This is a genomic window from Anaerocolumna sp. AGMB13025 (genome assembly GCF_029689925.1).
In the GTDB taxonomy this organism is placed as follows: Bacteria; Bacillota; Clostridia; order Lachnospirales; family Lachnospiraceae; genus Anaerocolumna.
The window spans coordinates 4,759,925-4,775,128 of the sequence record NZ_CP121445.1; the positions used below are offsets into that span (position 1 = coordinate 4,759,925).

Here is a 15,204-nt window from a genome sequence, read left to right on the forward strand (position 1 = left end):
TGAAAATTATTACTTAGTTCTGCCCAAAAGATAAGAATACCCATCCGATTTTCCAAGCAGCCTTCCCGGAGTCTTATCCACTATGAGCGTTGCTTTTATAAGAGATTCTATCTGTTCCTTCATTAAACTTATATTAAGCTTGTCCATCTCCCGGTTCTTACTGTTTACCATTAAGTAGTCCGGCATCTGAATCAATCCTATCACAGGTATTCCTGCTTCAAACAGCGGTTGACTTTCTCCAAATTCAAACCGGTTGTGTCCCCTTAAAGTAACCGTGCGGGTTAGTGATCTTCCCTTTATTGCTTTCTTCCAAATTTCACCCATCTTTTTATTTCCGATATAAGTATATTCCGTTTGAATCTTACCTGTTGCCTTATATTGTCCTTTGGGATACTCTTTCCACTCCATACTGCCTAAATGCTCTACTGTAATTCCTGCAACTGCCTTTCTGTTTCCAGCCCTTCCATCCCAAACTTCCCCATGCTTCGTTAACCAGGTTGAAGTTGCCTGTGAAGTCCCTTTAAATACCGGCAGGCGGAAATGTCCTGTGATAAATGCAAATACCAGGGTACGTTCACGCTGACAGCTTTGTAAATATCGAATCATAGATAATATTCCAATCGCCCCGTTTTCTTCAATGGCATTCATTCCGTCCGTATGGGTATTGATAAGGATAGTTTCGTCTTTCTGCTTTCCTTCTAAAGTCACATAAAAGCTTTCCGTAAGTGAATTTTTCTGCTTTTTGGCTTCTAAAATTACAGTCCCTTGTTCCTGTCTTTTTGCTGCGGCAATCACTTTTTTCCCTTCGGTCTCATTCACCCATATAGCTGGAATTCCAAGATATTCATCTGTAAATGGTAAATACTGATTTTCCACTTTTTCATCGCTTACTCCATTCCAGACTAATATAACTGCCTTCACTCCCTTTTCTCTTGCTTTCTTTAAATCAGGTTTTTTTAGTACTGAAGTCAGCACAAGTTCACCCTCTCCAGCTGTAAGCTCTATGTGATCCGGGAAAGAATCACGCTTATTCATAATAAGTCCGATGGGAAGTTTTTTAATGGTTTTTATTTCTATTAAGGCAATTTTTCCTTTTGCTCTGCTATAGTTATCGTTTTTCGTATACATCAGCTCACCGGTTACACCATTTTTATCTGTCTCTCCCGAATAGGGATAGGCTGAGGATACATGAATTTCTTCCTTTCCTATCAATAAAGCACGATTCTTTTCCTCCCAGCGGTTAAACGTGTAGGAATCCGAATAGACTTGAAGCCCCATATCATTTAACTTATTTTTAAGCCATGCAATAAATTCCTGATGTCCCTTTGAACCAGTTGTACGCTCGCCAAAGGAATTCATGATTTCTATTTCTTTTTGTATGATTTCTTCAGAAACCAATTTATTCTTTTCTATCTTCACCTTAATAACCTCCATATTGCTATTTTCTTATTACAAAACTTATTAATCTGCTGCTATTTGCTGTGGATAACATACTGCTTTGGGATTTGACATACAGATGATTTTAACAAACAAATTTGACATTACATTTGTAATCTCATTATTATGTAGTATAATAGAAAATATGCATCAAAGCAATCTGTTCTACCGACATATAGACTGGTAACGTACAAATCAGGAGGATATGTAATGTCAGCTACAGCGAAACGCCATTCCAACAAAGAAACCAACCGCTTAACAAGAGAAGCCATATGTACAGCACTTGTACTGCTTATGAAGAACCAGGTCTTTGATAAAATCAGCATTACTGATTTAGTGAAACGTGCCGGGGTATCCCGTACGGCATACTATAGTAACTATTCCTCCAAACAAGAAATTCTATACGACCTGGTGGATTCCCTTATTCTTGAAATCAATGAAAAGCTGTTGCCTTACACAGACGAAAGTAATGGGAAAGCAAAATACCCGAGGGAATTTATAAAAGTAATGCTAAACGTGTTTTATCAACGGAAGGATATCTATAAAACCTTATATGAAGCACACTTTAATCACATTATTTTAGACCGTTTAAATCAAAGTATGCTCTCCCGTCTACAGGATAAGTCCAATGAAAATATTTACCGGATATATTTTAATGCCGGAGCTTTATATAATGTTTTTTCAAAATGGATTCAGTCTGAAATGACCGAAACAATTGATGAAATGACGGATATCTGCCTTACCATCTATCATACTCCTATGTCTTCGGAACACACCTTCGAAAACATGGTTTAAATGAAACACTTGATAGAGTCAGCAAGATGATATATATTAAAAGCATATTTACAAGTGAGGAAAATTTAAAAGGAGAAATTTAAGATGGATAAAGTTAATTTAGAAGAGAAATTAAATCTTATTAATGAATATTGGAGTCCTAAAATATTAGGTGAAGTAAATGAATCCTACATAAAGGTTGCAAAATTAAAAGGTGAATTTCTATGGCACCTGCACGAACAGGAAGATGAGATGTTTTTTGTTATTAACGGACAATTGATTATTAAATTCAGGGATCATGAAACTATTATAAATGATGGTGAATTTATTGTAATTCCAAAAGGAGTTGAACATATGCCGGTTGCCAGGGAGGAAGTACATGTCATGTTAATAGAAGCAAAATCAACATTAAATACCGGAAATGTAAGAAATGAAAGAACGGTTGAAACCCTGGAAAAGATTTAATATGGAAAAATGATATTAATCTGCTGCTCACAAAAATAATCGGTTACTTAATTTCATTTGTTCCCTTTTATTTAGGTGAGCAGAAGAAGCTTATCATTTTTATTCTGTAACTAATGCATAAGCTGAAATTTTACGGATTCTCCAGGTAATCAGCAGGGACAAAAGATAGGAGAATATAATAACCCCAATGCCAAAAGCAATGACCCAATACTGATCCACAAGGAATCCAGCCTTCATAATACCTGCGCTTTTCATGGAAATAGACATCATGGGATTTGTATAAAATGCACCTAGAAGTGTTCCGATTACCACTCCGATTATGATTGGAATTGTAAAGCTGATGGAAAGCTGATTCATCAATTGATACGTAGTAAAACCAATCGCTTTTTGGATGCCAAGCTCCTTCTTTTTACGAATTACAGAGGAACTGATGACAAAATATAAGACCAAGGATACTACAAATAAGGTAACGACAAGCATTGCAATCCCCATAGCAGCAACGATTCCTTGATATGATGCCATCCCCTCTGCCATTCCCTTATCAAAATTAACAGCAGTCAGTAACATACTTTTATCAAATTTACTCTCTAACATTTTTACAAATTTTTCGGCATCTGTTCCTTTTTCTAAATAAATATATAAAGACTGATGCTTATAACTAGAATTAAGCCGTTCATAATCTTTTGCTAGAATGGAGGTGTTAAGACCTCCCATCTGTGAACCATTTGATAATCCCACCACTTTAAAGGGTTCTTCCTTTTCGCCAAAACGTACTGTGACGGTATCGCCTATTGTTTTATCCAGTCTTTCGGCTAATATTCCGGCGAGAGAGATTTCATTTTTATTTTCAGGATACCGCCCTTCGTAGACTAACTTAGTCTCTTTTTTATCATAATTGTCCATTACATACGTAATAACTTCCATACCCTCGACATTTACTTTCACTTCATCTAAATACTGTACTTTCCAAACATGTTCCATGCCCTCGATGGTTTTTACCGCTTCTCTTTGATCCTTTTCAGGATTTAACACAGCAATGGCGTTACAGATTTCCATACCTGGAACCTCTGCAAATGCTTTGGTATCAACCGTTGTATTATAATACATTATCACACCGAATACTCCGCTAAAGGTTACTGCGGTAAGAATCACAATAATCATCACATTTTGCTTCATGCTTTGTAACACAGACTTAAATGCCAGGGCAAGGGGTAGATTACTGCCTGCTTTTTCAAGCTGCATATGGTTTCTTTTATATTTGCGGACAGTGGTTTCACCACGTAAGGCATAAATCGGATTTAACTTACCGATACGATGCGCAGCCAAAAATGCAATCAATATGACAATCAACAGCAATATGCAGAATGCTGCTCCACTGACGCTGGCATCAAAGCCTTGTTCCCACTTCAAACCAGATTGTTGTTCAAAGACCGCAGAGACTGCCGGCAGTGTCGGGTAAGAAAGAGCTATTCCTATTATGCTGCCAATGCCTGCTATCAAGGAAAACTGTAATATAACTGATAGGATAATCTGCCTGCTGGTATAACCAATTGACTTTAAGGAACCAATCTTCATAATATCTTCTTCAATGCTGTTAACAATTCTAAACCGAACAACCAATAAGCATACAATCACGATAATTAAAGCAAACATAACCATCATGGCAGAAACCATGGTTGCCATAAGGCACCTTGATAATTGGATTAGTTCAAGGTCAATGACCACCATCATGGTGGATGGGTCTGCCGCCATTAAAGAAGCAGAATTTAGATTTAGTATTTCACGGATACCGCTTTCTATTGCAGATACATTTTTCACATCATCAACATTTGCAAATACCACATGAATTAGATTTTCCGGTTTATTTAGTATGGCTTTCACCTTTTGGTAGGTGTCTTCCGGCAGATAAAAGCTAATATAGCCCGTGTCGGTGGAACTAAAATAGATGTCCTCGGTATACCCTTTTACAGTAAAGAGAAGGGACTTTACTTCTTTTGTTACTTCATCTGTGTACTTAAGTTCAATTTTATCATTTAACTGATAGCCGCTTACAGCCTTAAAAATATCAGGAAGATAAACAGACATGTCGTCAGCGGGTAAATGTTCACCAACAAATTTCCATTTACTTAGTTCTCTTTTTTCATCCATATTGCCAAACATAATCTGATAGGATCTTTCTTTGCCTTTGGATAAAATATTGGAATTAAGTAATAGTCCTTCATTTGTTTGGGTTTCCTTTATATGAGTATTATTATCCATATAAGTTTTCACTTCATCGTTATATATTTTATCCGGTAAGGCAAAATACACATTAGAGGGATTGAGTTCTTTTTTCAGATTCTCAAAAAAGCTGCCGTAGTTAATAACGACTAAAAGACCTGCATTTAGTAAAAGTGCTGCTATGACAAACATGATGACCAAGGTTGCGGAGGCTGATTTTGTTTTTCGAATATTTGCAATTGCATGCATCCATAATTTATTCACATTACCACCCCATTTCTGTAAGGAAGGACTGGAGTTTTTCATGCCGTACTTTATCACCGCTCACATAGTTACCCAAGTTACATTCTCCACCAATTACACCGTCTTTTATATATATAATCCGGTTACCCCGTCTGGCTGAACGAAGATCATGGGTAACCATGATAATACTTTGACCAGCGCTATTGATATCCGTCAAAACATCCAGTACCGCATTTCCCGAAGCAGAATTTAAGGCTCCGGTTGGTTCATCAGCAAAAACCACCCTTGGTTTGTTGATTAAGGCACGGACAATAGCGGCACGCTGATTTTCACCACCGGAGAGCTGAGTGGGGAATTTTCTCCAGATCATTTCTGTTAAACCAACCTTTTTCAGTAATTCTTTCGCATTTGCAGCAATAGCCTTTTTATCCCCGCTTACTAAAAGACCGCTTGCTAAAATATTATCTAAAATGCTCATGTTATCAAGCAAAAACATTTGCTGAAAGACAAAACCGCAGTTTTGCCTGCGAAATACCGCTAGCTTGTCATTATTCAGATTCGCTATTTCAGCGTCAAAAAAGCGTATAGCACCGCTGGTCGGTCTGTCCATACCGGATAAAGCGTAAAGTAAGGTGGATTTACCCGCACCGGAGGAACCCATAATAACTGTAAAATCTCTTTCATAGAATTCAATATCCAGATTTTTTAATACCTGCTGTTCCTGGGTCCCTGATTTAAAACTTTTGTTTAGTTTATTGGTCTTTAAAATAATATTTGCCATTCTTTTACTATCTCTCCTTTTTGTTATTGTTACAGTAATTGTCCTCTTACTTATCAGCCCTATAAACTCCTCCCTATAAAACTACGGCTAACAATGATTTCTTTCACAGTGTATTTCATTTTCCTTTTCATGGTAAGTGAAGAACGTCATTTTCCGATATGACAAATGTAACGAAACCAAAACGTACATTGTTGATGCATCAAATTTATTATTACTTTAATCTTCTAAGGGATTTAGGCAAGAACAAAGAGGCTCGCCAGACTCTTGCATACGCATCCTACAGGTTCTTTTTTTATTTTATTAGATGTTAAAGAATTTTGCTGAAAAATAAAAAAGCCCTAGAAATTATTAGTTTCTAAGGCTTGTCCGTGTTTGCCAGTCAGTCTGGACCGTTAAAGCTTTATTAAATTCTGACATTTATATGAATGGAACCACTGTATCACATATATTGTCTATACGTAAAATCTGCATTAGCAGCGCTAAGATTACTTGCAATACTTGGGTATCTGGTATCCTTATTTTATCCAGATATCCTATTTACTAGTAACGTTTCATAAACTCGGATTTCAGAATAGCATATTGATATGTATCTTTCCAAATAGGATTCCCTTCCTCATCAGTGAAGAAATATACATTTTGAAGTAATGTTCCTTCCCTTCTCATTCCAACTCGCTCAAGCAATTTCCACGAATTAGGGTTTTTAGGGTCGCACCTAGCAATAATCCTTCTGATACCAAGTTCATCAAACCCATATTTTATAAGCGCAAGCAAACCCTCGGAGGCATACCCGTTTCCCCAGTACTTCTCATTGAAAACATAACCAACCTCCCAGGTTTCAAATTTTCCCGATGCAAAATAAAAGTTGCCTATGACTTTTCCGTCTTTTAAGCATACAGCCAGAAATCTCTCGTCACTTACCCTTCTTTTTGCTTCTTCATAAGATTCTTCTTTTGAGAATGGCTTATATGGTTCAAATTCCAGTACTTTGGGAATGGACAAGTACTCATATAAATCCTCGCCGTCATTTTCTAAAAACCTACGTATTACTAAACGCTCTGTTATAATTTCTTTCAAATTATTTCCCCTTTAAATTCATAATATTATTTTGACAATTGTACTCTTATATATATTTATATTACTAATCTAGAGTCAAGTGTCAAAAGATCGCTCTACCTATACTTTAGGTTACAGCTTTATCTTGGCAAAAGCATCTGCAAATGCAGTATTAATGGGTTCCTTTTCTTCATTCTTAACCTGACTCATATACTTTGCAACATCCTTTTTGCTGACACCGGCACCTTCCTTTTTGCGTCTTTCCTGGAAAGCTGCCAGCTTTTCCTTATGTCCGCAGGAGCAGGAAAACACCTGATTCTCCCCCTGACCGGTTAACTCCATCTTCTTATGGCATACCGGACATCTGGCATTACTGGTTCTGGCTATGGTCTCCCGGTGTCCGCATTCACGGTCCTGGCACACTAACATTTTACTGTTTTTACCGTTAACTGCCAGCATATTTTTACCACAAACCGGACATTTCTTATTCGTCAGATTATCATGCCTGAATTTGCCATCATTATCTTTAATTACAGCTACAATCTCTTTTGTATAAGATATCATCTCATTCATCAGATCCTGTTTCTTTAGATTTCCTTTGGCTATTTTGGCCAATTTCATCTCTAAGGATGCTGTTAATTCAGGTTTTTTAAGGTCTTCCGGTACTAATTCCAGTAACTGCTTCCCCTTAGAGGTGATAAAGATATCTTTTCCCCTCTTTTCCATAAGAAAAGAGTTAAAAAGCTTCTCTATAATATCAGCCCTGGTTGCAACTGTTCCCAAACCGCCTGTCTCTCCCAGGGTTTTAACCATTTCTTTATCTTTTTGTTCCAGAAAGCTAACTGGGTTTTCCATGGCAGATAAAAGGCTTGCTTCGTTAAAAGGAGCCGGTGGTTTTGTTTTTCCTTCTGTAAGGATAAACTCAATATTACTTAGGACTTCATTTTTATTTACTTTTGGTAATCTTTCGATTTCTTTTTCTTCGTCCCCGGAATTGTCGTATACTTCCTTATATCCTAAGACCTTTGTGATTTTACCCTTTACAACAAATTCTTCTTTTTCTACCTGTACTTTTATTGTAGCTTCCTCATATTCATAAGGCGGATAAAGAACTGCAAGGAATCTTCTAACCACCAAATCATAAATTTTCCTCTCATCCGTACTCATATTCTCAAGGCATACATATTGTTCTGTGGGTATAATTGCGTGATGGTCACTTACCTTCTGATTATCTACAAAGGATGAGTTTGTAACAATTGGTTTTCTTAATAACATACCAGCCAGTTTTTTATAGGGGCCCGTACTGATTGCTTCCACCCTCTCTTTTAAGGTGCTTACAATATCCGTAGTCAGGTATCTGGAATCTGTTCTGGGATAGGTTAAGACTTTATGGTTTTCATACAAACGCTGCATGATATTCAGCGTTTCTTTTGCCGAAAAATCAAACCGTACATTGGCATCTCTTTGAAGCTCCGTTAAATCATATAATCCAGGTGAATAGGATTTTTTCATAGCAGAACTAAAATCTGTTACCAGTCCCTTCTTCCCTTTTAAAGTTTTTAACAGTTCTTCTGCTTTTAATTTATCATAAATAGTACTATTCTGGGATTTTTGGTCTTTCCAGGTCAGGGTCATCCCATTCACTTTCCCAATTAATCCGTAATAAGGAACTGGCTTAAATTTTCTGATATCTTCTTCTCTTTTTGCTATCATTGCAAGGGTAGGAGTCTGTACACGTCCACAGGAAAGGCTGGCATTGTATTTGCAGGTAAGAGCTCTGGTGGCATTCATACCCACAATCCAGTCTGCTTCTGCTCTGGCAACTGCCGCCTGGTATAGATTCTCATATTCTTTTCCTTCTTTTAAGTGGGCAAAGCCTTCTCTAATTGCTTTATCGGTAACAGAAGAAATCCATAATCTCTTAACCGGCTTTTTGTTATTGGATTTTTCCAGTATCCATCTTGCTACCAGCTCGCCTTCACGGCCGGCATCCGTAGCTATGATAATATCAGCTACATCCTTGCGATGAAGCTGTGTTTTTACCACCTGATACTGCTTGCCGGTCTGCTTTATTACCACCAATTCAAATTTCTGGGGCAGCATAGGAAGATGTTCCATTTTCCATTCTTTATATTTTTCATCGTACATCTCCGGATCCGCTAAGGTAACCAGATGTCCAAGCCCCCAGGTAACAATGTACTTATCCCCCTCTAAGGCACCGTTTAAGTTTTTATTACATTTTAGAACTCTTGCTATATCTCTGCCCACAGAGGGCTTTTCAGCAATTACTAATGATTTCATGTTAACTCCTTTTAGTCTGTTTCTTTATCTTTACAGGGCAAATTCTGAGGATTTAAAACCTCCACCTACATCAATATAATGTAGTTTCATGTGCAGATGAATTAAGAATAAATTCCTGTCACCTGTGTATTAAAGATCTGCTATTAATCATAACACAGAAATGTTCAAAGACCAAGGGTCTGTATCCCCACAAAAATATTAATTCCAGTAAAGACTAGTTATGAAACTGAGGAGGTTTCAAACAATGATTGGTGCCTTTTGACGAGGGAAAATATAATCAATACTATATTATAAACTTTCCGCTATCCAATGGTACTTACTCTGAATTGACTACTGATGATAATGCATTGCCAAAGCAGACATTGGATGAACGTGTTTTTCTATATCAGGATGGCGGGCGGTTTTATTTTTACCAACAGGGGAAAAATTTGAAAAAGCTCGCACCAGAAGATATGAGTAAAATAATTAGTTATATAAGAAAGAATAAAATTGAGAAGCAATAGGAGAAAAGGAGAAGCATCATTCGCTCTCGTATGGTAAAAAAGGACTAATGCAAATCAAAGACTAAATTACCTGGGAAGAATAAATAATTCTTATAGTTCCAAGGTAATTTAGTCTTTGTGTAAACATTAGTTTTTTCCTTATAATTCTTTCCACTCAATTAAGTCAGATGAATTCGATAGATATTCTTTGGTCGCTGAATTCCATTCATCTTCGGATACTTCTTTATCTTCAAGCATAAATACATCATAATCCGTACTTTCCGTCATACCACTTTCATCAACACTGTGATATTTTGAGAAATTTACTCTTGAGACTTCATTACCCTCGGAGTCTAAAACCAGATAATAATAATTTATGTGAGTCGGTGCTGCACCATCACGTTCGTACAAGATTGCTCCGTTATTCAGCGGTGATTCATAATCCGGTCCATTGTGCCATAATACTATTTTACCATCCTGATATGTAAAAATAGCATAACTGCCGCCTGCAATCGGACGCAGATGAAGTTCCGGTATTCCATCCCCGTTCATATCAAATAAGGCATAGTAGGTCTTAAAATCTGGTTCCAAAGAGATATCCTTTAGGGTAACAACTCCATCACTTATCTCCTGTTTGGGATCTTGTGCATCTGCACTACCTGCTAAGAAATCATCGTATGCTGCAATTGCCTCATTATATGCTGCTGATTCATCATTGTCAGCAGTAGCTTCATCGTTACTAGCAGAAGACAATTCCTCCGATGTCTGGGGCGAAACAGGCTCCGTTGGTTTGACAGAATTCTCAGTAACTGACTCACTTGGTGCAGGTGAGGTATCTGCTGTTGCCTCAGTGCTGGTGCTGTTTTGTCCGCAGGCATTTAGAGTAAACAAAAATACGAATAATAGTAAAAGATAAAGGGATTTTCCTGGAAAGGGGTTGCGTTTCATAATGACCTCCTAAGTTTATATTTATGGGCAAAGTCATTATTCCTTAGTTCTTGCTCACCCTAGTATTATAAGACAGATTATGGAAATGTCAAGAAAATCCCTTATTTAATCTTAGGAATACCAATATCCTGCGTTTAAGGCTTGATAGAACAATGAATATGGATTATTTTTTATTACCTTGTAATCTTGATTCGCATTATTAAAAATAAATAGCAATTTCTGCCTTTAATATTCTTATCTTTGATTGAACTATTTTCTAGCCAACCGCGCGCTGGTGCCCAAATTGAACTTTTATCATGGTCTGAAAAGTTATTGAATTGGCTTAAAGCCTTTCAACCTTAAAGCATTCATCAGAACGGATACGGAACTAAGACTCATTGCCGCAGCGGCAATCATGGGATTTAGCAGTGGTCCTCCAAATAAATGCAGAAGACCCATGGCCACCGGTATTCCTAACGTATTATAGCCGAAAGCCCAGAATAAATTCTGCTTAATATTACGAATGGTACTCTTAGAAAGTTGTATTGCTGTCGGAACATCCATTAAATCGCTTCTCATTAATACAATATCTGCTGATTCCATGGCAACATCAGTTCCCGAACCAATTGCGATACCAATATCAGCCTGTGCTAATGCCGGTGCATCATTGATACCGTCGCCTACCATAGCTACTTTTTTACCTTCCGCCTGTAGTTTTTTTACTTCATTTGCTTTGTCCTGAGGCAAAACATCTGCCAATATACGATCAATACCTACCTGTCTTGCAATTGCTTCTGCAGTCCTTTTATTATCACCGGTTATCATGGCGACTTCAATACCCATACGATGCAAGCGGTCAATGGCTTTTTTACTATTCGTTTTAACAGTATCCGCTACCGCTATGATACCGGCAATCTTATTATCAATTGCTATATACATTGGCGTTTTACCTTCACTGGCTAATAAATCTGAAGTATCTTCCAGTTTTTCTAAGGAAATATTACGTTCTTTCATAAGTTTCTGGTTTCCCGCCAATACATTCTTATTATTAATCATTACTTCTATACCATGACCAGGGATTGCCTTAAAAGAATCCGGTTTTATAAAAGATAAATCTCTTTCCTCCGCTCCTTTTACAATAGCTTCTCCCAGAGGATGTTCTGAGCCCTTTTCCGCAGAAGCTGCCAACTGCAGTAATTCGTCTTGTGAAATGTCATTAGTAATAATATCTGTTACTTTAGGTTTACCCTCCGTAATAGTACCAGTCTTATCAAAAACTATGGTTTGTATTTTATGGGTAGTCTCCAGTGCAACACCACTCTTAATCAAAACACCATGTTCCGCACCCTTTCCTGTTCCAACCATGATTGCCGTAGGAGTAGCAAGCCCCAGAGCACAAGGGCAGGCAATTACTAGAACCGAAATAAAAATTGTAACAGCAAATACTACGGATTCTCCTCCAAAGAAATACCAGGATAAGGATGAAATCAATGAGAGTAAGATAACAATCGGTACAAAATAACCGGATATAATATCTGCCATCTTAGCTATGGGAGCTTTTGAACCCTGGGCATCCTCAACTAATTTAATAATTTGGGCCAGGGCTGTATCTTTGCCAACTTTGGTAGCTCTGTATTTTATACTTCCGTTTTTATTCATACTTGCACCAATGATAGTATTACCGGGATTTTTTTCTACTGGGATACTTTCGCCGGTCAGCATGGATTCATCAACAGATGTGGTTCCCTCAACGACTACTCCGTCTACCGGCATTTTTTCTCCGGGTTTTACTACTATAATATCTCCTGCTTCTACTTCCTCGATAGGAATCTCTTCCTCTTTACCGTCCCTGATTACAATTGCTGTTTTAGGTGCAAGACCCATCAGTTTTTTAATCGCTTCCGAGGTTTTGCCTTTTGTAACTGTTTCCAGATATTTTCCCAGCATTATAAGGGTTATGATTACACCTGCTGCTTCAAAATACAAATCATCAACATACTCTTTATTACCGCCGCTAATCTGCAGGATTGCATATATTCCATACAAAAATGCTGCCGACGTACCGATTGCAATCAGGGAATCCATATTGGGGCTTCTTCTAAATAATGAAGAAAAGCCGACTGTATAGAATTTATAACCGGCAATTATCGAAGGAATTACTAAAATCAGCTGTGCGATAGCAAAATTCAGAGGATTCATTTCCGGATGCACAATGCCAGGAAGAGGAAACATAAGCATATGACCCATCGCCATATATAAAAGCGGTAAAGTAAATATGCCCGAGATAACAAATCTTCTCCATAATACTTTTCTTTCTCTTTCTTTTCTCTCCTTGTCAGCATCAACGACAGCTTCATCATCGATTGCCTGATATCCAGCTTTCGCTATGGCACTTTTAATATCGGAGATTTTCACTTTAGCAGGATCATAGCTTATGTTTAATTTTTCAGTTGCAAAATTTACATTCGCTTCTGCTACCCCCTCTATCTTCCCGGTTACTCTTTCTATTGTTTTAGCACAGGAAGCACAGGTCATTCCCTGAAGCTTAAACGTTTTCCTTATAGAATCAGACACTGCCCTATATCCGGCTTTTTCAACGGCAGACTGAATATCTCCTACAGATATCTTTGCTTCATCATAACTGATATTCAATTTTTCAGTTGCGAAATTAACATTAGCTTCAAAGACACCTTCCAGCTTCTTTGTTGCCTTTTCAACGGTCATCGCGCAGGAAGCACAAGTCATCCCCTGTATTTGAATGGACTTATTTTCCATGTTTTCCTCCTTTATTCATCTTTAATCTGTTATCTCCCCACCCCCGTGGGGTATATGAAAATTATATTGTCAAATCTCCCATTTGTCAAGTCTGATTATTATTACTTTTACAAGGCAAACTAAAAAAACTCCCGCCTATATAAGGCAGAAGTTTTTCAGGGTTAGCTAATCTATTCATTGTTTTGGGGTAAGTTATGATTTGACTCCGTTTTTGATTCCTCACAGCAGCTGCGTTTACCACTCCTGGCCATCATAAACATCATTCCGCCCATCATAATCGGACAAATAAATGGAGCTATAACCCCTAATAAACCTGCTGCTGCCGGACTGAATCTGGCTACAAACGGTAATGAAAACACGATAAGAATTGGCAGTCCGCAGCAAAGGACCATATGAAGCATATGCTTCATGGGGCTATGTCCTGTATTGTTATGTTTTTTTCTATCTTTGATAAAATTCATTCTATTACCTCCTATGATTTAATTCTGTTGATGATTCCTATCATAGTATACTAATATGAAGATTGAATGAAGATTTTATATATTGTTTCTTTTCCCAATGAGCCTAGATAGATTTTAATATGTCCCTTTTACTACTGTTGGGGTTTTGAGCTCGGAGTGCTTTCTATTTTACAGAATAGTTCAGAGAACTATCCTGTAAAAAAAATGCATCAAGACTATTCATCTTGATGCACCTGACATTCAATTTCCTTTAATCCGTTTGCCTGAACAGATAAGTTACGTTTTTTCAGCATACATCTTAGCGTTAATGGCTGGGCTGTTCTTTGTAGTTTGTCTGCTTTTGCTTCTTATTTTATTCTTTGTTTAACATATAATACAATGCTCCATATATGTTTGCATCAAGAGCGAGACTGCCTTTTGTTAATGTAACCTGGAAGTCTTTTCTGTCAAAGGCTGCCATTTCTAAAATACTCGCTGTTTGACCCTGAAGCATTTTTTCCGGTATTTCCTTTAATTTAAGGTCAATGGTTTTTATCAGTATTGGCTGTTCCGATAACCCCCCTGTTACTATGGTACAATCAAGATCCAATAATAATGCTGAATTGTAGATAATTCCTGCGATGCTCTCACAATATGTATCAAGCATTCCCAGCGCAACGGGATCACCTAGTTCCACCAAGTCAAAGAAATGCTGACCCGTCATCTCATCCATAGGAATATGCTTTATTGCAGACAACTGATATAAAAGGAGGGCAAAGGTGGTTGTAACTCCGGAAACTTCATACCTTCCACTACCATAGGTACTCATCATACCAAAAAGCATGGCTGCATTTAGCCTGGTCCCCTGATATAACTTTCCATTTAGTATTAATCCACCACCCATACCGCTTCCTAAGACGATGACCATCAGGTTATTCCTACTCTGACCGGCCCCTTTCCACCATTCACCAAGTGCGGCAGAAAAGCCATCGTTTATAACAGTGACCGGCAAACCTGTCCGTGCTTCCAGTTCTTCTTTTAAGTTCACCCCTTGCATTATTTTAACCGTATAAGCCCGATAAGTGTTACCATCCGGGCACATTCGTCCATTGGTGCTGACAGCAATCTCATCTCCATGGGCACGGTACTTTTCAACAAGCTTTACCATATTGTCAAAGAAAGTATCTACAGAACTATAATTTGTCGGAATCACTTCCTTTGCTATAATCTTTCCTTCCACACTCATTAATGCAAATTTTGTATTTGTAGCCCCAATATCAAAAATCAGCTTATCCATTTTGCTACC

General features: G+C 37.7%; 12 protein-coding genes. 3 read left to right on the forward strand and 9 right to left on the reverse strand.

Annotated features, from left to right (window positions below; genetic code table 11):
• Positions 1-9 precede the first annotated feature (9 nt).
• Entirely contained in the window at positions 10-1,419 is a 1,410-nt protein-coding gene (locus QA584_RS19645; protein ID WP_278270805.1) for a hypothetical protein, read from the reverse strand.
• A gap of 228 nt (positions 1,420-1,647) precedes the next feature.
• Between QA584_RS19645 and QA584_RS19650 the strand changes: the two genes are divergently transcribed.
• Positions 1,648-2,232 (forward strand): TetR/AcrR family transcriptional regulator, encoded by a 585-nt coding sequence (locus tag QA584_RS19650; protein ID WP_278270806.1) that lies wholly within the window; start codon positions 1,648-1,650, stop codon positions 2,230-2,232.
• An 84-nt stretch (positions 2,233-2,316) separates the two neighbouring features.
• Entirely contained in the window at positions 2,317-2,676 is a 360-nt protein-coding gene (locus QA584_RS19655; RefSeq protein WP_278270807.1) for a cupin domain-containing protein, read from the forward strand.
• Positions 2,677-2,775: 99 nt separating this feature from the next.
• Here the strand turns inward: QA584_RS19655 and QA584_RS19660 are convergent, their stop codons facing one another.
• From QA584_RS19660 to QA584_RS19675, 4 genes are all read right to left on the reverse strand, one after another.
• Entirely contained in the window at positions 2,776-5,160 is a 2,385-nt protein-coding gene (locus tag QA584_RS19660) for an ABC transporter permease (RefSeq protein WP_278270808.1), read from the reverse strand.
• Position 5,161: 1 nt separating this feature from the next.
• Complete coding sequence (locus QA584_RS19665) at positions 5,162-5,920, reverse strand: ABC transporter ATP-binding protein (RefSeq protein ID WP_278270809.1); 759 nt, start codon at positions 5,918-5,920, stop codon at positions 5,162-5,164.
• 540 nt (positions 5,921-6,460) lie between these two features.
• The gene (locus QA584_RS19670) at positions 6,461-6,994 is read right to left on the reverse strand and encodes a GNAT family N-acetyltransferase (protein ID WP_278270810.1); all 534 of its coding nucleotides are present in this window, start codon (positions 6,992-6,994) and stop codon (positions 6,461-6,463) included.
• Between the two features lie 111 nt (positions 6,995-7,105).
• Positions 7,106-9,274: a DNA topoisomerase III gene (locus QA584_RS19675; RefSeq protein WP_278270811.1), complete on the reverse strand. Its 2,169-nt coding sequence runs from the start codon at positions 9,272-9,274 to the stop codon at positions 7,106-7,108.
• A 248-nt stretch (positions 9,275-9,522) separates the two neighbouring features.
• On the opposite strand from QA584_RS19675, the gene QA584_RS19680 reads away from it, so the two are divergent.
• Complete coding sequence (locus tag QA584_RS19680; protein WP_278270812.1) at positions 9,523-9,777, forward strand: hypothetical protein; 255 nt, start codon at positions 9,523-9,525, stop codon at positions 9,775-9,777.
• Between the two features lie 138 nt (positions 9,778-9,915).
• On the opposite strand, the gene QA584_RS19685 is transcribed toward QA584_RS19680, so the two are convergent.
• The 4 genes from QA584_RS19685 to QA584_RS19700 form a co-directional block, all read right to left on the reverse strand.
• Positions 9,916-10,704 carry a hypothetical protein gene (locus tag QA584_RS19685; RefSeq protein WP_278270813.1) on the reverse strand — a complete coding sequence of 263 codons (789 nt, stop codon included), beginning with the start codon at positions 10,702-10,704 and terminating at the stop codon, positions 9,916-9,918.
• 309 nt (positions 10,705-11,013) lie between these two features.
• Positions 11,014-13,458, reverse strand: a complete 2,445-nt coding sequence (locus QA584_RS19690; protein WP_278270814.1) for a heavy metal translocating P-type ATPase — start codon at positions 13,456-13,458, stop codon at positions 11,014-11,016.
• Positions 13,459-13,628: 170 nt separating this feature from the next.
• Positions 13,629-13,919 (reverse strand): hypothetical protein, encoded by a 291-nt coding sequence (locus QA584_RS19695; protein ID WP_278270815.1) that lies wholly within the window; start codon positions 13,917-13,919, stop codon positions 13,629-13,631.
• Positions 13,920-14,271: 352 nt separating this feature from the next.
• Positions 14,272-15,195 (reverse strand): ROK family protein, encoded by a 924-nt coding sequence (locus tag QA584_RS19700; protein WP_278270816.1) that lies wholly within the window; start codon positions 15,193-15,195, stop codon positions 14,272-14,274.
• Between the last annotated feature and the right edge of the window lie 9 nt (positions 15,196-15,204).